15 protein-coding genes are annotated in these 17,247 nt (G+C 74.7%); 9 read left to right on the forward strand and 6 right to left on the reverse strand.

Annotated elements, in window-relative coordinates; all coding sequences use genetic code 11:
* Window positions 1-8 precede the first annotated feature (8 nt).
* The 6 genes from recR (at window position 9) to BM414_RS01420 (ending at window position 6,769) form a co-directional block, all read left to right on the forward strand.
* A complete protein-coding gene (recR, locus tag BM414_RS01395) occupies window positions 9-608 on the forward strand; it encodes a recombination mediator RecR (protein WP_093577645.1) in 600 nt (199 codons plus the stop codon).
* A 185-nt stretch (window positions 609-793) separates the two neighbouring features.
* Entirely contained in the window at window positions 794-2,500 is a 1,707-nt protein-coding gene (locus tag BM414_RS01400; protein ID WP_093577646.1) for an ABC transporter substrate-binding protein, read from the forward strand.
* A gap of 99 nt (window positions 2,501-2,599) precedes the next feature.
* On the forward strand, window positions 2,600-3,604 hold the full coding sequence (locus tag BM414_RS01405) for an ABC transporter permease (RefSeq protein WP_093577647.1): 1,005 nt from the start codon (window positions 2,600-2,602) through the stop codon (window positions 3,602-3,604).
* Window positions 3,601-4,542 (forward strand): ABC transporter permease, encoded by a 942-nt coding sequence (locus BM414_RS01410; protein ID WP_093577648.1) that lies wholly within the window; start codon window positions 3,601-3,603, stop codon window positions 4,540-4,542. The genes BM414_RS01405 and BM414_RS01410 overlap by 4 nt, the downstream gene beginning before the upstream one ends.
* A 5-nt stretch (window positions 4,543-4,547) precedes the next feature.
* Entirely contained in the window at window positions 4,548-5,618 is a 1,071-nt protein-coding gene (locus tag BM414_RS01415) for an ABC transporter ATP-binding protein (protein WP_093577649.1), read from the forward strand.
* The gene (locus BM414_RS01420) at window positions 5,615-6,769 is read left to right on the forward strand and encodes an ABC transporter ATP-binding protein (RefSeq protein WP_093577650.1); all 1,155 of its coding nucleotides are present in this window, start codon (window positions 5,615-5,617) and stop codon (window positions 6,767-6,769) included. Before BM414_RS01415 ends, BM414_RS01420 begins: the two co-directional genes overlap by 4 nt.
* A gap of 18 nt (window positions 6,770-6,787) precedes the next feature.
* Here BM414_RS01420 and BM414_RS01425 read toward each other — a convergent pair whose 3' ends face one another.
* Window positions 6,788-7,147: a Rieske (2Fe-2S) protein gene (locus tag BM414_RS01425; RefSeq protein WP_093577651.1), complete on the reverse strand. Its 360-nt coding sequence runs from the start codon at window positions 7,145-7,147 to the stop codon at window positions 6,788-6,790.
* Between the two features lie 99 nt (window positions 7,148-7,246).
* On the opposite strand from BM414_RS01425, the gene BM414_RS31245 reads away from it, so the two are divergent.
* Window positions 7,247-9,379 carry a TPM domain-containing protein gene (locus BM414_RS31245; RefSeq protein ID WP_217644464.1) on the forward strand — a complete coding sequence of 711 codons (2,133 nt, stop codon included), beginning with the start codon at window positions 7,247-7,249 and terminating at the stop codon, window positions 9,377-9,379.
* 74 nt (window positions 9,380-9,453) lie between these two features.
* Complete coding sequence (locus tag BM414_RS01435) at window positions 9,454-10,215, forward strand: VOC family protein (protein ID WP_093577652.1); 762 nt, start codon at window positions 9,454-9,456, stop codon at window positions 10,213-10,215.
* Window positions 10,216-10,260: 45 nt separating this feature from the next.
* Here BM414_RS01435 and BM414_RS01440 read toward each other — a convergent pair whose 3' ends face one another.
* From BM414_RS01440 to BM414_RS01460, 5 genes are all read right to left on the reverse strand, one after another.
* A complete protein-coding gene (locus tag BM414_RS01440; RefSeq protein ID WP_093577653.1) occupies window positions 10,261-10,683 on the reverse strand; it encodes a PPOX class F420-dependent oxidoreductase in 423 nt (140 codons plus the stop codon).
* Window positions 10,680-11,651, reverse strand: a complete 972-nt coding sequence (locus tag BM414_RS01445; protein WP_093577654.1) for a pirin family protein — start codon at window positions 11,649-11,651, stop codon at window positions 10,680-10,682. The genes BM414_RS01440 and BM414_RS01445 overlap by 4 nt, the downstream gene beginning before the upstream one ends.
* A 10-nt stretch (window positions 11,652-11,661) precedes the next feature.
* Window positions 11,662-12,660: a pirin family protein gene (locus BM414_RS01450; RefSeq protein WP_093577655.1), complete on the reverse strand. Its 999-nt coding sequence runs from the start codon at window positions 12,658-12,660 to the stop codon at window positions 11,662-11,664.
* Between the two features lie 113 nt (window positions 12,661-12,773).
* Complete coding sequence (locus BM414_RS01455; RefSeq protein WP_093577871.1) at window positions 12,774-14,309, reverse strand: Mur ligase family protein; 1,536 nt, start codon at window positions 14,307-14,309, stop codon at window positions 12,774-12,776.
* A 58-nt stretch (window positions 14,310-14,367) separates the two neighbouring features.
* Complete coding sequence (locus BM414_RS01460) at window positions 14,368-15,129, reverse strand: hypothetical protein (RefSeq protein WP_093577656.1); 762 nt, start codon at window positions 15,127-15,129, stop codon at window positions 14,368-14,370.
* 187 nt (window positions 15,130-15,316) lie between these two features.
* Here BM414_RS01460 and BM414_RS01465 point away from each other — a divergent pair, with 187 nt between their 5' ends.
* Window positions 15,317-17,119 (forward strand): ABC-F family ATP-binding cassette domain-containing protein, encoded by a 1,803-nt coding sequence (locus BM414_RS01465; RefSeq protein ID WP_093577657.1) that lies wholly within the window; start codon window positions 15,317-15,319, stop codon window positions 17,117-17,119.
* The last annotated feature ends 128 nt before the right edge of the window (window positions 17,120-17,247 follow it).

Here is a 17,247-nt window from a genome sequence, read left to right on the forward strand (position 1 = left end):
GGAGCACCGTGTACGAGGGTGCCATCCAGGACCTCATCGACGAGCTCGGCCGTCTGCCCGGCGTCGGTCCCAAGAGCGCCCAGCGCATCGCCTTCCACCTGCTGGCCGCCGAGTCGGCCGACGTCGGCCGGCTGGTCGCCGCCCTGCAGCGGGTGCAGGCCGAGGTCCGCTTCTGCGTCACCTGCTACAACGTCGCCGAGGGCGAGCAGTGCCGGATCTGCAAGGACCCGCGTCGCACCGACGACGTCATCTGCGTCGTCGAGGAGCCCAAGGACGTCGTCGCCATCGAGCGGACCCGCGAGTTCCGCGGCCGCTACCACGTCCTCGGCGGCGCGATCAGCCCGATCGAGGGCGTCGGCCCCGACGACCTGCGGGTCAAGGAGCTCATGACCCGGCTCATGGACGGCTCCGTCACCGAGCTGATCATCGCCACCGACCCCAACCTCGAGGGCGAGGCCACCGCGGCCTACCTGGCCCGGCTGGTCGGCCCGCTCGGGCTCGCCGTCTCGCGCCTGGCCAGCGGGCTCCCGGTGGGCGGCGACCTCGAGTACGCCGACGAGATCACCCTGGGCCGGGCGTTCGAGGGCCGCCGCCGCATCGACGCCTAGCGGGGAGCATCGAGCGGGCAGCCCCAGGTCTCGAATCGGTGTCGAAAGCCGCGTTCCCTGTTCAGGGGACTCACAGCCCGCGCCTAGGGTCCGTGTGCGCGCCGTTCGGACGTCTTGCGTTCAACGGCCGTCCACACCGGATCCCATCCGGCCCAGGCCCGGGCCGAGAAGGCAGGTCTCCTGCGATGCAGCGTCGACCCCCACGCGTGCTGGCCGCCGGCGCGGCCGCACTGACCGCCGTCACACTGGCCGCCTGCGCCTCCAGTGACCGGGACTCCGGTGAGGGGGAGGGCGGCGGCGAGGCCCAGTCCGGCGGCACCCTCGTCTTCGGCGCGGCCGGCGACCCGGCCATGCTCGACCCGGCGTTCGGCAGCGACGGCGAGACCTTCCGGGTCGCCCGTCAAATCCACGAGGGGCTGCTGGGCAACGAGCTCGGCGGGACCGAGCCGGTCCCCGAGCTGGCCGAGGACTACGAGGTCAGCGACGACGGCCTCGAGTACACCTTCAACCTGCGACAGGGCGTGCAGTTCCACGACGGCACCGACTTCAACGCCGAGGCCGTCTGCTTCAACTTCGACCGCTGGTACAACTTCGAGGGCCTGGCCACCAGCCCGAGCGCCTCGTACTACTACCAGGCGGTCTTCGGCGGCTTCGCCAGCACGCCGGACACGCCCAGCATCTACGAGAGCTGCGAGGCGACCGACGAATCCACCGCGGTGATCCGGCTGACCCAGGTCACCTCGAAGTTCCCGTCGGCGCTGGCCCTGCCGGCCTTCTCCATCCAGAGCCCGGAGGCGCTGCAGCAGTACGACGCCGACAACCTCTCCGGCAGCGAGGACGCGCTCAGCTACTCCGAGTACGCCCTGGAGCACCCGACCGGCACCGGCCCCTTCCGCTTCGAGAGCTGGGACCGGGGCAACGGCGAGGTCACCATCGTCCGCAACGAGGACTACTGGGGCGAGGCCCCGGCGCTCGACTCGATCATCTTCCGGACCATCTCCGACCAGAACACCCGGCGGCAGGAGCTGCAGGCCGGCTCCATCGACGGCTACGACTTCGTCGCGCCGGCGGACTACCAGTCGCTGGAGGACGAGGGCTTCCAGGTCCTCGTCCGCGACCCGTTCAACATCCTGTACCTGGGCTTCAACGGCGGGAACGTGCCCGGCACGAACGCGAACCTGGCGCTGCAGGACCCGCGGGTGCGGCAGGCGATCGCCCACGCCATCGACCGCGAGACGATCGTGAACTCGCTGCTGCCCGAGGGGGCGGAGGCCGCGACCCAGTTCGTGCCGCCGACCGTCGACGGCTGGGCCGAGGACGTCACCACCTACGACTACGACCCCGACCGCGCGCGGCAGCTGCTGCAGGAGGCCGGCGCCGAGGGGACGACGCTGCGGTTCTACTACCCGACCGAGGTCAGCCGGCCCTACCTGCCGGACCCGGCCGCGATGTTCCAGGTGATCAACCAGAACCTGGTCGACGCCGGCTTCACCATCGAGCCCGTGGCCCTGCCGTGGAACCCGGACTACACCAACGCCGTGCAGGCCGGCCAGGCCGACATCCACCTGCTCGGCTGGACCGGGGACTACAACGACGCCTACAACTTCATCGGCACGTTCTTCGCCGAGCAGTCCAACAACCAGGCGTCGGCGGAGTTCGGTTCCTTCAGCGCGCCGGAGATCTTCGCCGCGCTGGCCGAGGCCGACGCCGAGCCCGACCCGGCCAACCGCACGGAGCAGTACCAGGAGGCCAACCGGCTGATCATGGACTACCTCCCCGGTGTCCCGATCTCGCACTCCCCGCCGGCGCTCGTGGTGGCGGAGAACGTGCAGGGCCTGGAGCCCAGCCCGCTGACCGCCGAGGTCTTCTCGACGGTGTCGATCACCGACTGACCCGCACCTCCGGCCGCGTCGGGACAGGCCAGTCCTGTCCCGGCGCGGCCGGTCCCGTGTCCGTGCCGTGTCCGTGCCCCGGAGAGGTGACCCGAGCGCGTGCTCCGCTTCATCGTCCGGCGGCTCCTCCAGCTGATCCCGATCCTGCTGGGGCTGTCGCTGCTGCTCTTCGCCTGGCTGCGGGCACTGCCCGGCGGGCCGGCCCAGGCCGCCCTCGGTGAGCGCGCCACGCCCGAGGCCATCGCCCGCTACAACGAGCTGTTCGGTCTCGACCAGCCCCTCTACGTCCAGTACCTGCGCTTCCTCGGCCGCGCCGTCCAGCTCGACTTCGGCAACTCCGCCCGCACCGGCCGCGCGGTCACCGAGGAGTTCTTCGAGCGGATGCCCGGCACGATCGAGCTGACCCTCTTCGCGATGCTCTTCGCGATCGGCGTCGGCATCCCGCTGGGCTACCTGGCCGCCCGCCGGCACGGCAGCTGGCTGGACTCGACCTCGGTCATCGGGTCGCTCCTCGGCGTGGCGACGCCCGTCTTCTTCCTGGCGTACCTGCTGCGCCTGCTGTTCGCCGTCGAGCTGGGTTGGCTGCCCGGCTCCGGCCGGCAGGAGGTGCGCATCGACGCTACCCGCATCACCAACTTCTACGTCCTGGACGGCCTGCTCACCCGGGAGTTCGACGCCGCCTGGGACGCCTTCCTGCACCTCGTGCTGCCCGGCATCGCGCTGGGCACCATCCCGCTGGCCATCATCGTGCGGATCACCCGCGCATCGGTCCTCGACGTCGTCAACGAGGACTACGTGCGGACGGCGAACGCCAAGGGCCTGGCGACGGCGACCGTCCGCCGCCGGCACATCGTGCGCAACGCCCTGCTGCCGGTGTCGACGACGATCGGCCTGCAGACGGGGCTCCTGCTCTCCGGTGCGGTGCTCACCGAGACCGTCTTCGCCTTCGGCGGCGTCGGGTCGGCGATCTTCGACGCGATCTTCGCCCGGGACTTCGCCGTTCTCCAGGGCTTCATCCTCATGCTGGCGGTGGTGTACGTGCTGGTGAACCTGCTGGTCGACATCTCGTACGGCCTGCTCGACCCACGGGTGAGGGTCCGATGACCGCGATGGGCGACGTCAAGCGGCGCCGCATCGACGAGCTCGCCGCACGCGCCGGCCAGGTGCCCGAGGGTGAGGGTGGCGTCTCGCTGACGAAGAGCGCCTTCCGCCGGCTGCGGCGCAACCCGGTGGCGATCACCGGCGCGGTCATCGTCGTGCTGTTCCTCCTGGTGGCCGCCTTCGCCCCGCTGCTCGCCCCCAAGGACCCCCTGACGCAGTACCTGCTCAGCGAGATCCGGCCCGGCACCATCCCCGGCAGCCGCGAGGGCTTCCCGCTGGGGGTGGACAACCTCGGCCGCGACCTGCTGTCCCGGCTCATCGTGGGGTCGCGGCAGTCGCTGCTGATCGGCGTGGTGTCCACGCTGCTCGGCGTGGTCGTCGGCATGGCGCTGGGTGTGCTGGCCGGCGCGTTCGGCGGCTGGGTGGACACCGTGGTCATGCGGTTCGTCGACATCCTGCTGTCGATCCCCGGCCTGCTGATGGCGATCAGCATCTCGGTGCTGCTGGGCCAGAACCAGTACGCGCTGATGATCGCCATCGCGGTCACCCAGGTCCCCGTCTTCGCCCGGCTGCTGCGCGGCTCGATGCTGGCGCAGCGGGACAGCGACTACGCACTGGCGGCCCGGGCGCTGGGCATCCGCAGGAGCCGGATCGTGTTCGGCCACGTCCTGCCCAACTCGCTGTCGCCGGTCATCGTCCAGGCGACGCTGTCGCTGGCGACGGCGATCATCGAGGCGGCCGCGCTGTCCTTCCTCGGCCTGGGCGACCCCGACCTCGCCCGCCCCGAGTGGGGCGCCATGCTCTCCAACGCGCAGGCGTTCCTGTCCATCCGGCCGGAGCTGGCCGTCTACCCGGCCCTGTGCATCATCGTCGTCGCGCTGGGCTTCACGCTGCTGGGCGAGTCGCTGCGCGAGGCGCTCGACCCGAAGTTCCGGAGGTGAGCCGGATGACCATCGTGGAACTGCCCCCGCACGGGGACGACCGCACGGGCCGGCCGGTGCTGGAGGTCGACGAGCTGACCGTCACCTTCGCGCGCAAGGGTGAGCAGCCCACCCACGCCGTCGACGGGGTGAGCTTCTCCGTGGCGCCGGGGGAGACCGTCGGGCTGGTCGGCGAGTCCGGCTGCGGCAAGTCGGTGACGTCGTTGGCGATCATGGGTCTGCTGCCGCGGCGCGGCGTCCAGGTGGGCGGCTCGGTGCGCTTCGACGGCCACGAGCTGCTGGGGGCCTCCGACCGGACGCTGCGCCGGATGCGCGGCGCGGACATGGCGATGGTCTTCCAGGACCCGCTGTCCTCGCTGAACCCCACGGTGCCCATCGGCACCCAGGTGACCGAGGTCCTGTTCGAGCACCGCGAGATGTCGAGGAAGGAGGCCGTCGACGAGGCCACCCGCCTGCTCGACCGCGTCGGCATCCCCGACCCCGCGCGCCGGCTCAAGGAGTACCCGCACCAGCTGTCGGGCGGCATGCGCCAGCGGGCGCTGATCGCGATGGCGCTGGCGTGCTCCCCGCGGCTGCTCATCGCCGACGAGCCGACGACGGCGCTCGACGTCACGATCCAGGCGCAGATCCTGGAACTGCTGCGCGAGCTGGTGGTCGACTCCGGCACCGCGCTGGTGATGATCACCCACGACCTCGGCGTCGTCGCGGGGCTCTGCGACCGGGTGCACGTCATGTACGCCGGCCGGATCATCGAGTCCGCCGACCGGCACGACCTGTTCGCCCGGCCACGCCAGCCCTACACAGGCGGCCTGCTGGCCTCCGTCCCGCGGCTCGACGGCGCCCGCGGCGTGCCGCTGCACCCCATCCGCGGCTCCGCCCGTGACGTCATCCCCTGGACCGAGGGCTGCGCCTTCGCCCCGCGGTGCGACAACGCCCAGGACGACTGCCTCACCGAGGTCGCCGGGAGCACCGTGCCGCTGGAGCTCGACGGACCCGGGCGCGAGCTGCGCTGCCGCCACCCCCTCGAGTACCCGCGGTCCCCGGCCGGGGCCACCGCGTCCGGAGCCGCCCGATGACCGCCGTCCCCGCCGCCGAGAGCACTGCCGCCGACCCGCTGCTGCGGGTCGAGGGCCTGCAGGTGCACTTCCCGATCAAGCGGGGGGTGTTCTTCGACCGCACGGTCGGCCACGTGCGCGCCGTCGACGGCGTCGACCTGAGCATCACCCGCGGGAGCACCTACGGACTGGTGGGGGAGTCCGGCTGCGGCAAGTCCACCCTCGGCCGGGCCGTCCTCCGCCTCGTGGAGCCCACCGCCGGCCGGGTGTTCTTCGACGGCACCGACGTCGCCTCGCTGCAGGGCGAGCCGCTGCGGACGATCCGCCGCCGCATGCAGATGGTCTTCCAGGACCCGCTCGGCAGCCTCGACCCGCGGCAGAACGTCGAGTCGCTGCTGGCCGAGCCGCTGCACGCCCACGGTCTCGGCGGCGGCAAGGAGGGGATCGCCCAGCGGATCCGCACCCTGCTCGACTCCGTCGGCCTGCCGTCGGCGGCGCTGCGCCGCTACCCGCACGAGTTCTCCGGCGGGCAGCGCCAGCGCATCGGCATCGCCCGGGCCATCTCGCTGGAGCCCGACCTGCTCATCGCCGACGAGCCGGTCTCCGCGCTCGACGTCAGCGTGCAGGCACAGGTGGTCAACCTGCTCGAGGAGCTGCAGGAGCGGCTCGGCCTGACCTACCTGGTCATCGCGCACGACCTGGCGGTGGTCAAGCACATCAGCGACGTCGTGGGGGTCATGTACCTCGGGTCGCTGGTGGAGCAGGCCCCCTCCGACGTCCTCTACGCCGAGCCGCTGCACCCTTACAGCCGGGCGTTGATGAGCGCCGTCCCGGTGCCCGACCCGGTGGTCGAGGAGAGCCGGGAGCGGATCCTGCTGGCCGGCGACCTGCCCTCCCCGGCGAACCCGCCGAGCGGCTGCCGGTTCCACACCCGGTGCCCGTGGCGGCAGGAGACGCGCTGCGACGACGAGGTGCCGGTGCTGCGCGAGCTCGGACCCGCGCACCTGGTCAGCTGCCACTGGGCCGAGGAGATCCGCGACGGCGTGCTGCGCCCCCGGTCGGCCGAGGAGGTGGCCGCCACCATGGGCGTCTCCGTGCGCCCGACGGGCGTCGCCGACATCGAGTCCGACGCGCTGGTGCAGGGGGTCGACCAGCCCATCGAGCGCACCTGAGGGACGGGGCGGCCCCGGTCAGTCGGCGACGACGACGTCGTCCCCGCGGCGCAGGGCGCGCTTGACCCGCAGCTTCAGCACCTTCGCGTAGGCGCGGACGAACTGGGTGTAGCCCGGGGTCGGCCCGTGGTAGCCGAGCAGCCCTCGCGGGCCCTCGACCATCTCGCCGGTGCGGACGTCGTACTTCGCCTGGTGCCACGGGCAGACCAGGCAGCCGTCGGCGTCGAGGCTGCCCCCGGAGAGGTCGGCGAGCTGGTGGCGGCAGCGGCGGGAGACGGCGAAGTACTCACCGTCGCGGTTGCCCACGGCCCACTTCCCGGCCCGGCCCACCTCCCCCGGGGGCAGCTGGGCGGCGGGGATGCGGTCGGTCTCGCTCACGGGGGGTCCTCCTCGGGCCGGATCTGGGCTGACCGGGCCCTACCCGGTTGTGTCCGTCCTACCCGGCCGGTCCGCGCCGGTCCGCCTAGGGTCGGTCGTGTGCGCCGGCTGATGGGAGTCCTCGCGGTCGCGGCGGCGGTCGTGGTCGCCGGCGGCGGTCCGGCGCTGGCCGAGCCTCCGTTCGACGTCCCCGACGAGGTGACCGACCGCGCCGGCGTCCTCGGGTCCGGCGACCTGGCGGAGGTCCAGCAGGCGGTCGACGACCGGCAGGCCGACGACGGCACCCAGGTCTTCGTCGTCTACGTGAGCTCCTTCGACGGCATCCAGCAGGGCCAGTGGGCGCAGGCCACCGCGCAGGCCTCGGGCCTGGGCAGCACCGACGTGCTGCTCGCCGTCGCCGTGGGCGACCGGCGCTACGGCTACTGGGTGGACGATGCGTTCCCGCAGACCGACGCCGAGATCGAGGACTTCCTCGCCCGGGACGTCGAACCGGAGCTGGGCGAGGACGACTGGGCCGGCGCGGCGGTCGTCTTCGCCGGCGGGGTGGGCGACGCGGCGGGCTCGGGTTCCGGGTCGGGTTCCGGGTCGGGCTCCGGCTCGGGTGCGGTGACCGCCGCGGTGGTGGGCGGGATCGCCGTCGTCGGCGGTGGCGCCTACCTGGCGGCCCGGTCGCGACGCCGTCGGCAGGGAGCCGCCCCGGCGACCACGCGGATCGAGCGGCCCGACCCGAACGCCGGCGTGCCCACCGAGGAGCTGCAGGGCCGGGCCAGCGCGGCGCTGCTCGACCTCGACGAGGCGGTCAAGACCTCGCAGCTGGACCTGGACTTCGCCCGGTTGCAGTACGGGGAGGCCGCCGTCGCCGGGTTCACCGAGGCGCTGGGGCAGTCGCGGCAGGAGCTCACCCGAGCGTTCACGCTGCGCCAGCAGCTCGACGACGAGGTGGGCGGGCGGGACGGTGGCATGGACGAGCCGACCCGGCGCGCGGTGCTCGGCGAGATCCTGCAGCTGACCTCGGCCGCCGACGCCCGGCTCGACGAGCAGGCGCAGGCCTTCGACCAGCTGCGCGACCTCGAGCGCACCGCGCCGCAGGTGCTGGAGGCGCTGGGCCCCCGCATCACGGCGCTGCACGGCCGGCTCCCGCAGGACGAGGAGCGGCTGGCCCGGCTGCAGCGGCGCTACGCGGCATCCGCGCTGGCCCCGGTGGCCGACAACGTGGAGCAGGCCCGCGCACGGCTGGCCGCCGCCGAGCAGGAGGCCGCCGAGGCGCGCGCCGCGCTCGACGCCGGCCGCTCCGGGGAGGCGGTCGGCGACCTGCGCGCCGCCGAGGACGCGGTCGCGCAGGTCGGCACGCTGCTCGACGCCGTCGGCAGGCTGCAGCGCGACCTCGAGGAGGCGGCCGCACGGGTCCCCGCCGTCCGCGCCGAGACCGAGGAGGACCTCGCCGAGGCCCGCGCCGTGGTGGCCTCCGGCGACTCCGCCGGACTGCGGCCGCAGATCGCCCGGGCGGAGGCGGGCCTGCGCGCCGCCGACGAGGCCGTGGCCCCACAGGGCGGTGCGCTACCCGACCCGATCACCGCGCTGCGCCGGCTGGAGGAGGCAGACCTCGCGCTCGAGCAGGCGCTGGCCGTCGCCCGGGACGCCCAGACGCGGGCCCGACGGGCGGCCTCGGCGCTGGACCAGACGCTGCTGCGCGCCCGGTCCGCGGTCGCCGCCGCGGCCGACTTCGTGGCCACCCGCCGCGGCGCGGTCGGCCCCGAGGCGCGTACCCGGCTCGCCGAGGCGCAGCGCCACCTCGACACCGCGGTGGGCGCCGGGCGCACCGACCCGGAGGGTGCCCTGCGGGAGGCCCAGCTGGCCGACCAGCTCGCCCAGTCGGCGCTGCAGCTGGCGCAGTCCGACGTCGCGACGTGGTCGTCCGGCTACGGCGGTGGGTTCGGCGGCGGTGGGTACGGCGGCGGCGGTTGGTACGGCGGCGGGTACGGGCCCGGGTACGGCGGCGGCTACGGCGGCGGGCGCGGGGGCGTGGACCTGGGCAGCCTGGTGCTCGGCGGCATCCTGGCCGGCGGGTTCGGCGGGGGCCGCAGCGCGGGCTACGGCGGCGGCGGGGGCGGCGGCGGGGGCCTCGGCGGCGGGTTCGGCGGCGGGTTCGGGGGCGGCGGTGGCGGACGGCCGCGCGGCGGCAGCTTCGGGGGCTCGCGCAGCCGCGGTCGCAGCGGCGGCGGACGCTTCTAGCTCCTCGCCGCAGAGGGCCTGGGAACTGTCGGCCCGCGGTGGGACGGTGCCCTCCCCGACACCGAGGAGGAGCCATGCCCATCCGGAACACCCCCTGGCCCGACGGCACGCCCTGCTGGATCGACTACGGCGCCGCCGATCCCCAGGCGGCGAAGTCCTTCTACGGCTCGCTGCTGGGCTGGGACTGGACGGAGGACTCACCGGAGTACGGCGGCTACGTCAACGCGCTCAAGGACGGGCACCAGGCCGCCGGCCTCGGTCCGCTGACGGACCCGGGTGACTCGCCGTCCTGGACGACGTACTTCGCCACGAGCGACGCCGCGGCCACCTGCGACCGGATCCGCGAGGCGGGTGGCACCGTCGTCGTGGAGCCGATGGAGGTCGGGCCGATGGGCACGATGGTCATCGCCCGGGACCCGCAGGGGAACCCGTTCGGCCTGTGGCAGGCGGGCACGCACACCGGCGTCGAGGTCCACAACGAGCCGGGGTCGCTGGCGTGGAACGAGGCCGCCGTCGACGACCCCGCCGACGCACAGGCCTTCTACGCCGCGGTCTTCGGGTTCCGCTTCGACGAGCTCGACGGCATGGGCGGCTACGCCACCTTCGCCACCGCCGAGCGTCCCCTCGGCGGCCTGGGCGGGATCGTCCCCGGTGCACCGAAGGGGTGGGCGACCTGCTTCTCCGTCGCCTCCACCGACGACGCGGTGGCCGCGGTCGAGGCCGCGGGCGGCAAGGTCACGATGGCGCCGGAGGACACCGAGTTCGGCCGGTTCGCCGTGGTGGCCGACCCGTGGGGCGCCTCGTTCTCGGTCATGGAGGAGCCGGCCGGGAGCTGAGCGGGACAGGGCCGGCGCGGGCGGGGCGTGCCGGCCGGGCCCCGGTCAGCCGCGGACCTCGCCGTAGGTGTGCTCGGGGAGAAAGCGGACGACGAGCCTCCGGTCGGCCACCATCGCCCTGCGGTGGTCGTCCCAGTCCTCGTGCTCGCCGGAGATGCCGCGGTAGTAGGCCACGAGTTCCTCGACCGTCGCGTCGTGCGGCTCGGCGGCGACCGGGGTGAGCTCCGCGGTGCCCTCCACGGCCACCCACGACCAGAAGTCGTCCGACGACACGTGCAGGGTGACCCGCGGGTCCCGCTGCAGGTTGCGGGTCTTGGCCCGGTCGGCGGTCACCGAGCCCCGGAACAGCCGCTGCTGCGGGTCGTAGGCGTAGCCGACGTCGGACAGCTGCGGCCGGCCGTCGCCCTTGACCGTGGCCAGCACGCCCCAGCGGTGCTCCGCGAGGAAGGCCAGGTGGCGGTCGTTCACCGCACCCGCCCGCGCGCCTTGAGCGGCACCGGCGGCAACGCCGGCGCGAGCTGCCGCTGGTCCTCGGAGAACCCCGCGACGACGCCGAACCGTGCGTCGCCGTCGTTCCACCGCTCGGCGTACTCGGTGACCTCCTCACCGGAGCGGCCCACGAAGTTCCACCACATGACCAGCCGCTCCTCGAACGGCTCGCCGCCGAGCAGCAGCAGCTTCACGGGCGCCTCGGTCCGGATCCGCACCGACCGCCGGCCGGTGCCGAGGTAGACCATCGCCCCGTGCGCCAGCGGCGCGCCCTCGACGTCGGCCCCGCCGGAGGCACCGAGCAGCGCGTGCTCGAAGTCCGGCTCCAGGGGCACCTCGACGTCGGCCCCGGCGGCCAGGTCGAGGTCCACCCCGACGATCGGCGTGTGCGCGGTCCCCGGCGAGACCGCGCCACCGAGCCTGCCCATCAGCACCGTCGCGGTCAGCCCGTCGGAGGTGAAGCCGGGCAGGGTCATGTGGTGCTCGAAGGCCGGTGCGGTGTCCCGGGCGGCGTCGGGCAGGGCCACCCACAGCTGGGCGCCGTGCAGGAACCGCGGGTGCGGCACCGGCGACTGCTCGGAGTGCGCGATGCCGTGCCCCGCCGTCATGAGCGCGAGCTGGCCGGGGCCGAAGGTGACGTCGCTGCCGAGGGAGTCGCGGTGGTGCACGCTGCCCTGCAGCAGCCAGGACACCGTCTGCAGCCCGGTGTGCGGGTGCGGCGTCACCTGCATCCCGGAGGTCGCGGCGACGTCGTCGGGACCGTAGTGGTCCACGAACGCCCAGGCGCCGACCATCCGGCGGCCCAGCGTCGGCAGCAGGCGCCGCACCGGCGTCCCCTCGCCCAGCACCACCTCCTTGGCGGGCAGCAGGTCGAGGGCGGGGCCGGCGGCCGTGCCGTCGAGGCCGCCGATGTCCCGGGCGGCCGGGCGCGGCGAGGGATCGCTCATGACCGGTTTCCTACTCCTGTCCGGTCTCGCCGCGCACCGCGCCGTGCGGGGTGTCGCCGTAGGCTGCGGGGATGCTGCCGAGCCGGCCGGCCTGGAAGTCGGTGAAGGCGTCGAGCACCTCCTGCCGGGTGTTCATGACGAACGGCCCGTACATGGCGATCGGCTCGCGGATCGGGCGGCCGCCGAGGACGACGACGTCGAGCGCCGGCGTCCGCGACTCCTGGCGCACCGCGCCGCGCACCGTCACGGTGTCGCCGGGGCCGAGGACGGCGAGCTGCCCGGTGTTCACCGGAGCCCCGTCGATGCCCACCGAGCCGGCGCCGGAGAGCACGTAGACCAGCGCGTTGAACGACGGGTCCCACGGCAGGTCGAGCGTCGCGCCGGGGGAGACGGTGGCGTGCACCATCGCCATCGGCGTGTACGTCGAGCCCGGCCCGCGGTGCCCCGCGACGTCGCCGGCGATCACCCGGAGGAACGCCCCGGCGTCGGGGCTGGCCAGCAGGACCGACCGGTCGGCGCGCAGGTCCTGGTAGCGCGGCTGCGCCCACTTCTGTGCCTGCGGCAGGTTGACCCACAGCTGCAGGCCGTGGAACAGCCCGCCGCTGACCACGAGGTGCTCCGGCGGCCGCTCGATGTGCAGGACGCCGCCGCCGGCGGTCATCCACTGCGTGTCGCCGTCGCTGATGGTGCCGCCGCCACCGTGGGAGTCGGCGTGCTCGAAGGTGCCGTCGATGATGTAGGTGACGGTCTCGAAGCCGCGGTGCGGGTGCCACGAGGTGCCCTTGGGCTCACCGGGCGCGTACTCGACCTCGCCCATCTGGTCCATGTGCAGGAACGGGTCGAGGTCGCGCAGGTCGACGCCGGCGAAGGCGCGGCGCACCGGGAAGCCCTCGCCCTCGAAGCCCGACGGCGCGGTGGTGACCGAGCGGGTGCGGCGGCGGACGGTCCCGGGCGCCGGCAGCGGCACGCGGGCCAGGGTGGTGGTGTCCTCGACGGTGACGGCGGGCATGGCCGGCCTCCCTTGTTGAGCTCTCAACCAGTGGTGACCGTAGCACCGCGGAGGTCCCCGGTGTTCCCGATCGGACCCCGGTGGCAGAGATGGCCATCTCTGCCACCGGTGGGTCAGGAGGCGCGCTCGGCCAGGTCGCCGGCGACGGCCGGCGGGCCGTGCTCGGCGATGAGCGCGGTGTTGGCCACCTCGGCGTCGTCGAGGTGGACGGCGTCACGCGGGTCGGTGGTGTCGAGCATCCGCGTCTCGTGGCCGCGGCCGACCAGCAGCACGACGTCGGCGGGGCCGGCGGCGCGCACCGCGGCCAGGATCGCCGCCCGCCGGTCGGGGACCGTGCGCACCGCCGCGGCCGCCCCCATCAGGCCCACCCGCAGCTCCGCCATGATCGCCGCCGGGTCCTCGCCGTGGCTGCCCTCGTTGGTCAGCCAGACGACGTCGGCCGCGCGGGCGGACTCGCCCAGTCCCTGCCTCTTGTAGCGGTCCCGCCGGCCGCGGGCGCCGAGCACGAGGTGCACCCGCCCGCCGGGTCCGCAGAGGTCGTGAGCGGTGGTGATGGCCGCGGCCAGCGCGCGCGGGGTGTGCGCGTAGTCCACGACGACGACCGGCCGCCCGTCGCCGCCGAGCACGGTGTTGCGGCCCCGCGGCGGCGCGGACGTGGCCAGGCCGTCGGCGATCCGCGCCGCCGGGACGCCGAGCACCCGGCCGGTCGCCCACGCGGCGGCCAGGTTGCTGACGTGCACCCGGCCGACCAGCGGGCTGTGCACGCGGTGCCCGCCGGTGTCGTCGGCCAGCAGCACCTCGGTGCCGCCGGTGCCGGTGCGCCAGCCGAGCACCCGGACGTCGGCGTCCTCGGCCGAGCCCACCCGCGTCACCGGGACCAGCGCCTGGTCGGCCAGCCGCCGTCCCCACGGGTCGTCGACGACGACGACGCCGGCCGCCGCCCGGTCGCGCTCGAACAGCCGCGCCTTGCTGGCCCAGTAGTGCTCGATCGTGCCGTGGTGGTCGAGGTGGTCCTCCTCGAACCCGGTGAACACCGCGACGTCGAAGGCCAGCCCGTCGATGCGGCCCATGTCGAGGGCGATCGACGAGGCCTCGACCACGGCCCGCTCGGCTCCGGCCTCGACCATCCAGCGCAGCAGCTCGTGCAGCTCCGGGGCCTCGGGGGTGGTCAGCGACGTCCCACGCTTGCGGGTGCCGACCTGCGCGCCGAGCGTGCCGACGACGCCGGTGCGGGTGCCGGCGGCGTCGAGCACCCCGCGCAGCAGCGTGCTGGTCGTCGTCTTGCCGTTGCTGCCGGTCACCCCGACCAGGTGCAGCTGCCGGGCGGGGTCACCGGCGAGCAGGGCGCCGAGCGGGCCGAGCTGCGCGCGCACCGAGGAGACGCGCAGCTGGGGCAGGTCGACGTCGACCGGGCGGTCGACCAGCAGGGCCGCGGCCCCGGCGCGCGCGGCCGTCGCGGCGAAGCGGTGCCCGTCGCTGGCGGCACCGCGCACGCAGGCGAACAGCGACCCCGGACCCACCCGCCGGGAGTCGGTGACCAGGCCCCGCACGGTCAGGTCGTCCCGGCCCCCGAGCCGGGTGACCGGGTCCCCGAGGACGGTCCGCGCCCGGCGCTCGACGTCCGACCAGGTCACCGCGGGCAGACGCACCACTCGGACGATAGGCGGGGCACGACCTTTCTGCAGGTCGAGTCGGCCGGCCGGGCGGTCAGCGGAGCAGGCGGGCCACCCCGGTGAGCTCCTCCTCGACGTCGGCGTCGGGGAGCACCTCGCTGCGCGCGGCCAGCCGTGGCTGCCACGCGGCGGGCGCGGACTCCAGCCACGCCGCGCCGGCGTCGGTGAGCCGGCCGTCGGAGCGCAGGGGCGCCCAGCCGCGCAGGAAGCGCAGGCCCTCGGCGGCGGTGACCAGGGTGCGGGCCACGCCGCGGCCGCGGTAGACGGGCTCCACGGTCACGGTGTCGACCAGGCCCGAGCGGATCCACCAGCGGACCTCGGCGATCCGGTCGGTCATCCGCACGCCGGCCGCGGCGACCTCGTGCGGCCGGACGACCGCACCGGGCCGGAAGGCGCTGCCGCGGAAGGCCAGCAGGGAGGCCGCGGGCACCGCGCCGGTCGCGTGGGTGACCTCCGCGAACCACATCGGCGGGCAGCGGTCGGAGAGCTCCTCGGCGACCTCGATCCGGACCACCCGGCCGTCGGTGGCGCGGTGGCGGACGTCGACCTGCCAGCCGGCCGGGCGGCGGCCGCGGGCGTCGACGGCGGTCATGTCCACGGGGGTGCCGTCGGGAAAGCGGTCGGAGTTGACGGCCACCAGCGAGTACTCGAGCGGGCCGGGGCCACGGCGCAGCAGCCGCGCCCACCACAGGGCGGTCGTCTCGCGGGCGGGCTCGGGCAGCGGGGGCACCGCCCGCAGGTGGGGGGTCGCCGGCGCCGGGACCACCGCGTCGTGGGCCGCTGCGGTCATGCTCATGGAAGTCCTCCGCTCGTCCGCCCCGGGAGCCGGGGTGTACTGGTGGTGACTCTCCGGACACCGCTTGCGAGTGCCTTGGGGTCCACTAGCGACGTCGCACGTGGGGGCGCGGCCGGGCGCTGCGCCCGCCCCTCCGAGGCGCCTCGGGGCCCGGGGATACTGGGGACCCCATGACCCGGATCCCGCGGTGAGCGCGCCGCTGAACCTGCTCAACCTGGAGCGGGTGTCCAAGGCCCACGGCACGACCGTGCTGCTCGACGACGTCTCGCTCGGCGTCGCGTCCGGCGAGCGGATCGGCGTCGTCGGGCGCAACGGCAGCGGCAAGTCCACGCTGCTCGGGGTCCTCACCGGCCGGGAGGACGTCGACTCCGGGCGGGTCACCCGCCGCGGCGACCTCGCCGTCGGCGTCCTCGACCAGTCCGGGACGCTGCCGCCGGGGGCGACCGTCCGCGACGTCGTGCTGCCGGCCTCGCTGTTCGCCGCCGAGCACGAGTGGGCCGCCGACCCCGCCGTCCGCAGCGTGCTGTCGGGCCTGGAGCTCGACCGGCTGGGCCTCGACAGCCCGGTCGCGCCGATGTCCGGCGGCGAGCGGCGCCGGGTCGCGCTGGCCGCGCAGCTCATCCGGCCGCTGGACCTGCTGGTGCTCGACGAGCCGACCAACCACCTCGACGTCGAGGGCGTCGCGTGGCTGGCCGACTTCGTGAAGGACCGGGTCGGCGCGCTCGTCGTCGTCACCCACGACCGGTGGTTCCTCGACGAGGTCTGCACGCAGACGTGGGAGGTCGCCGACGGCGCGGTGCACGCCTACGAGGGCGGCTACGCGGCCTACACGCTGGCCCGCGCCGAGCGTTCCCGCATCGCGGCGGCGAGCGAGGAGCGGCGGCTGAACCTGGTGCGCAAGGAGCTGGCCTGGCTGCGCCGCGGCCCGCCGGCGCGCACGAGCAAGCCGCGCTTCCGGATCGAGGCGGCCGAGGCGCTCATCGCCGACGAGCCGCCACCGCGCGAGACCATGGCCCTCAAGGGCTTCGCCGCCCGCAGGCTCGGCAGGACCGTCTACGACGTCGAGGACGTCGACCACTCGATACCGGTCGAGGGTGGACGCCGACTCCTGTTCCGCGACTTGACCTGGCACGTGGGCCCCGGCGACCGCATCGGCGTCGTCGGCGTCAACGGGGCGGGCAAGACCTCGCTGCTGCGGCTGCTGGTCGGCGAGACCGAGCCCGACCGCGGCACGGTGGTGCGCGGGCAGACCGTGGCCCCGGCGTACCTGTCCCAGCACGTCACCGAGCTGCCCGCGAAGCTGCGGGTGCTCGAGGCGGTGCAGGAGGTCGCCCGCATCGCCCGCATCGGCGGCCAGGACATCTCGGCGTCGTCGCTGGCCGAGCGGTTCGGCTTCCCGCCGTCGCGGCAGTGGACGCCGGTCGGCGACCTCTCCGGCGGCGAGCGCCGGCGCCTGCAGCTGCTGCGCCTGCTCATGGCCGAGCCCAACGTGCTGCTGCTCGACGAACCGACCAACGACCTCGACATCGACACGCTCAACCAGCTCGAGGACCTGCTCGACTCCTTCCCCGGCACGGTGCTGGTGGTCAGCCACGACCGCTACTTCGTCGACCGGGTGTGCGACTCGGTGGTGGCGCTGATGGGCGACGGCTCGATCGCCGCGCTGCCCGGCGGGGTGGAGGAGTACCTCGCCATCCGCGCCGGTGGCGGCGCCGCGCTGTCCTCGGCCGCGTCGGTGCCCGGCCCCGCGCCGGCAGCGGCCGGGCCCTCGGCGGCCGAGGTGCGCGCCGCCCGCAAGGACGCCGCCCGGCTCGAGCGGCGGCTGGAGAAGCTGACCGCCGAGGAGGAGCGGCTGCACGCCCAGCTCGCCGCCGCGGCCACCGACCACGCGAAGGTCATGGAGCTCGACGGGCGGCTGCGCAGCCTGCTGGCCGAGAAGGACCAGGTGGAGACCGACTGGCTGGCCGCCGCGGAGCTCGCCGAGGCCTGAGCCGTCCTGGCTCACCGCAGCGCGTCCTGGCTCACCGTGGACGGTGGAGGCCGACCGTCCCGCGCAGGCGGGCCGGCAGGGGCGAACGGGTAGCCTGGGAACTGCCGCCGGCCGTCGCGACCGACGTC

This window comes from Geodermatophilus amargosae (assembly GCF_900116515.1).
GTDB classification, from domain to species: domain Bacteria; phylum Actinomycetota; class Actinomycetes; order Mycobacteriales; family Geodermatophilaceae; genus Geodermatophilus; species Geodermatophilus amargosae.

Excerpts from the sequence above, each read along its gene's own strand:
- BM414_RS01445 (WP_093577654.1), bottom strand. The coding sequence starts at position 11,651 with ATGAGCGATCCCTCGCCGCGCCCGGCCGCCCGGGACATCGGCGGCCTC.
- BM414_RS01415 (WP_093577649.1), top strand. The coding sequence starts at position 4,548 with ATGACCATCGTGGAACTGCCCCCGCACGGGGACGACCGCACGGGCCGG.
- BM414_RS01410 (WP_093577648.1), top strand. The coding sequence starts at position 3,601 with ATGACCGCGATGGGCGACGTCAAGCGGCGCCGCATCGACGAGCTCGCC.
- BM414_RS01460 (WP_093577656.1), bottom strand. The coding sequence starts at position 15,129 with ATGAGCATGACCGCAGCGGCCCACGACGCGGTGGTCCCGGCGCCGGCG.
- BM414_RS01420 (WP_093577650.1), top strand. The coding sequence starts at position 5,615 with ATGACCGCCGTCCCCGCCGCCGAGAGCACTGCCGCCGACCCGCTGCTG.
- BM414_RS01400 (WP_093577646.1), top strand. The coding sequence starts at position 794 with ATGCAGCGTCGACCCCCACGCGTGCTGGCCGCCGGCGCGGCCGCACTG.
- BM414_RS01435 (WP_093577652.1), top strand. The coding sequence starts at position 9,454 with ATGCCCATCCGGAACACCCCCTGGCCCGACGGCACGCCCTGCTGGATC.
- BM414_RS01450 (WP_093577655.1), bottom strand. The coding sequence starts at position 12,660 with ATGCCCGCCGTCACCGTCGAGGACACCACCACCCTGGCCCGCGTGCCG.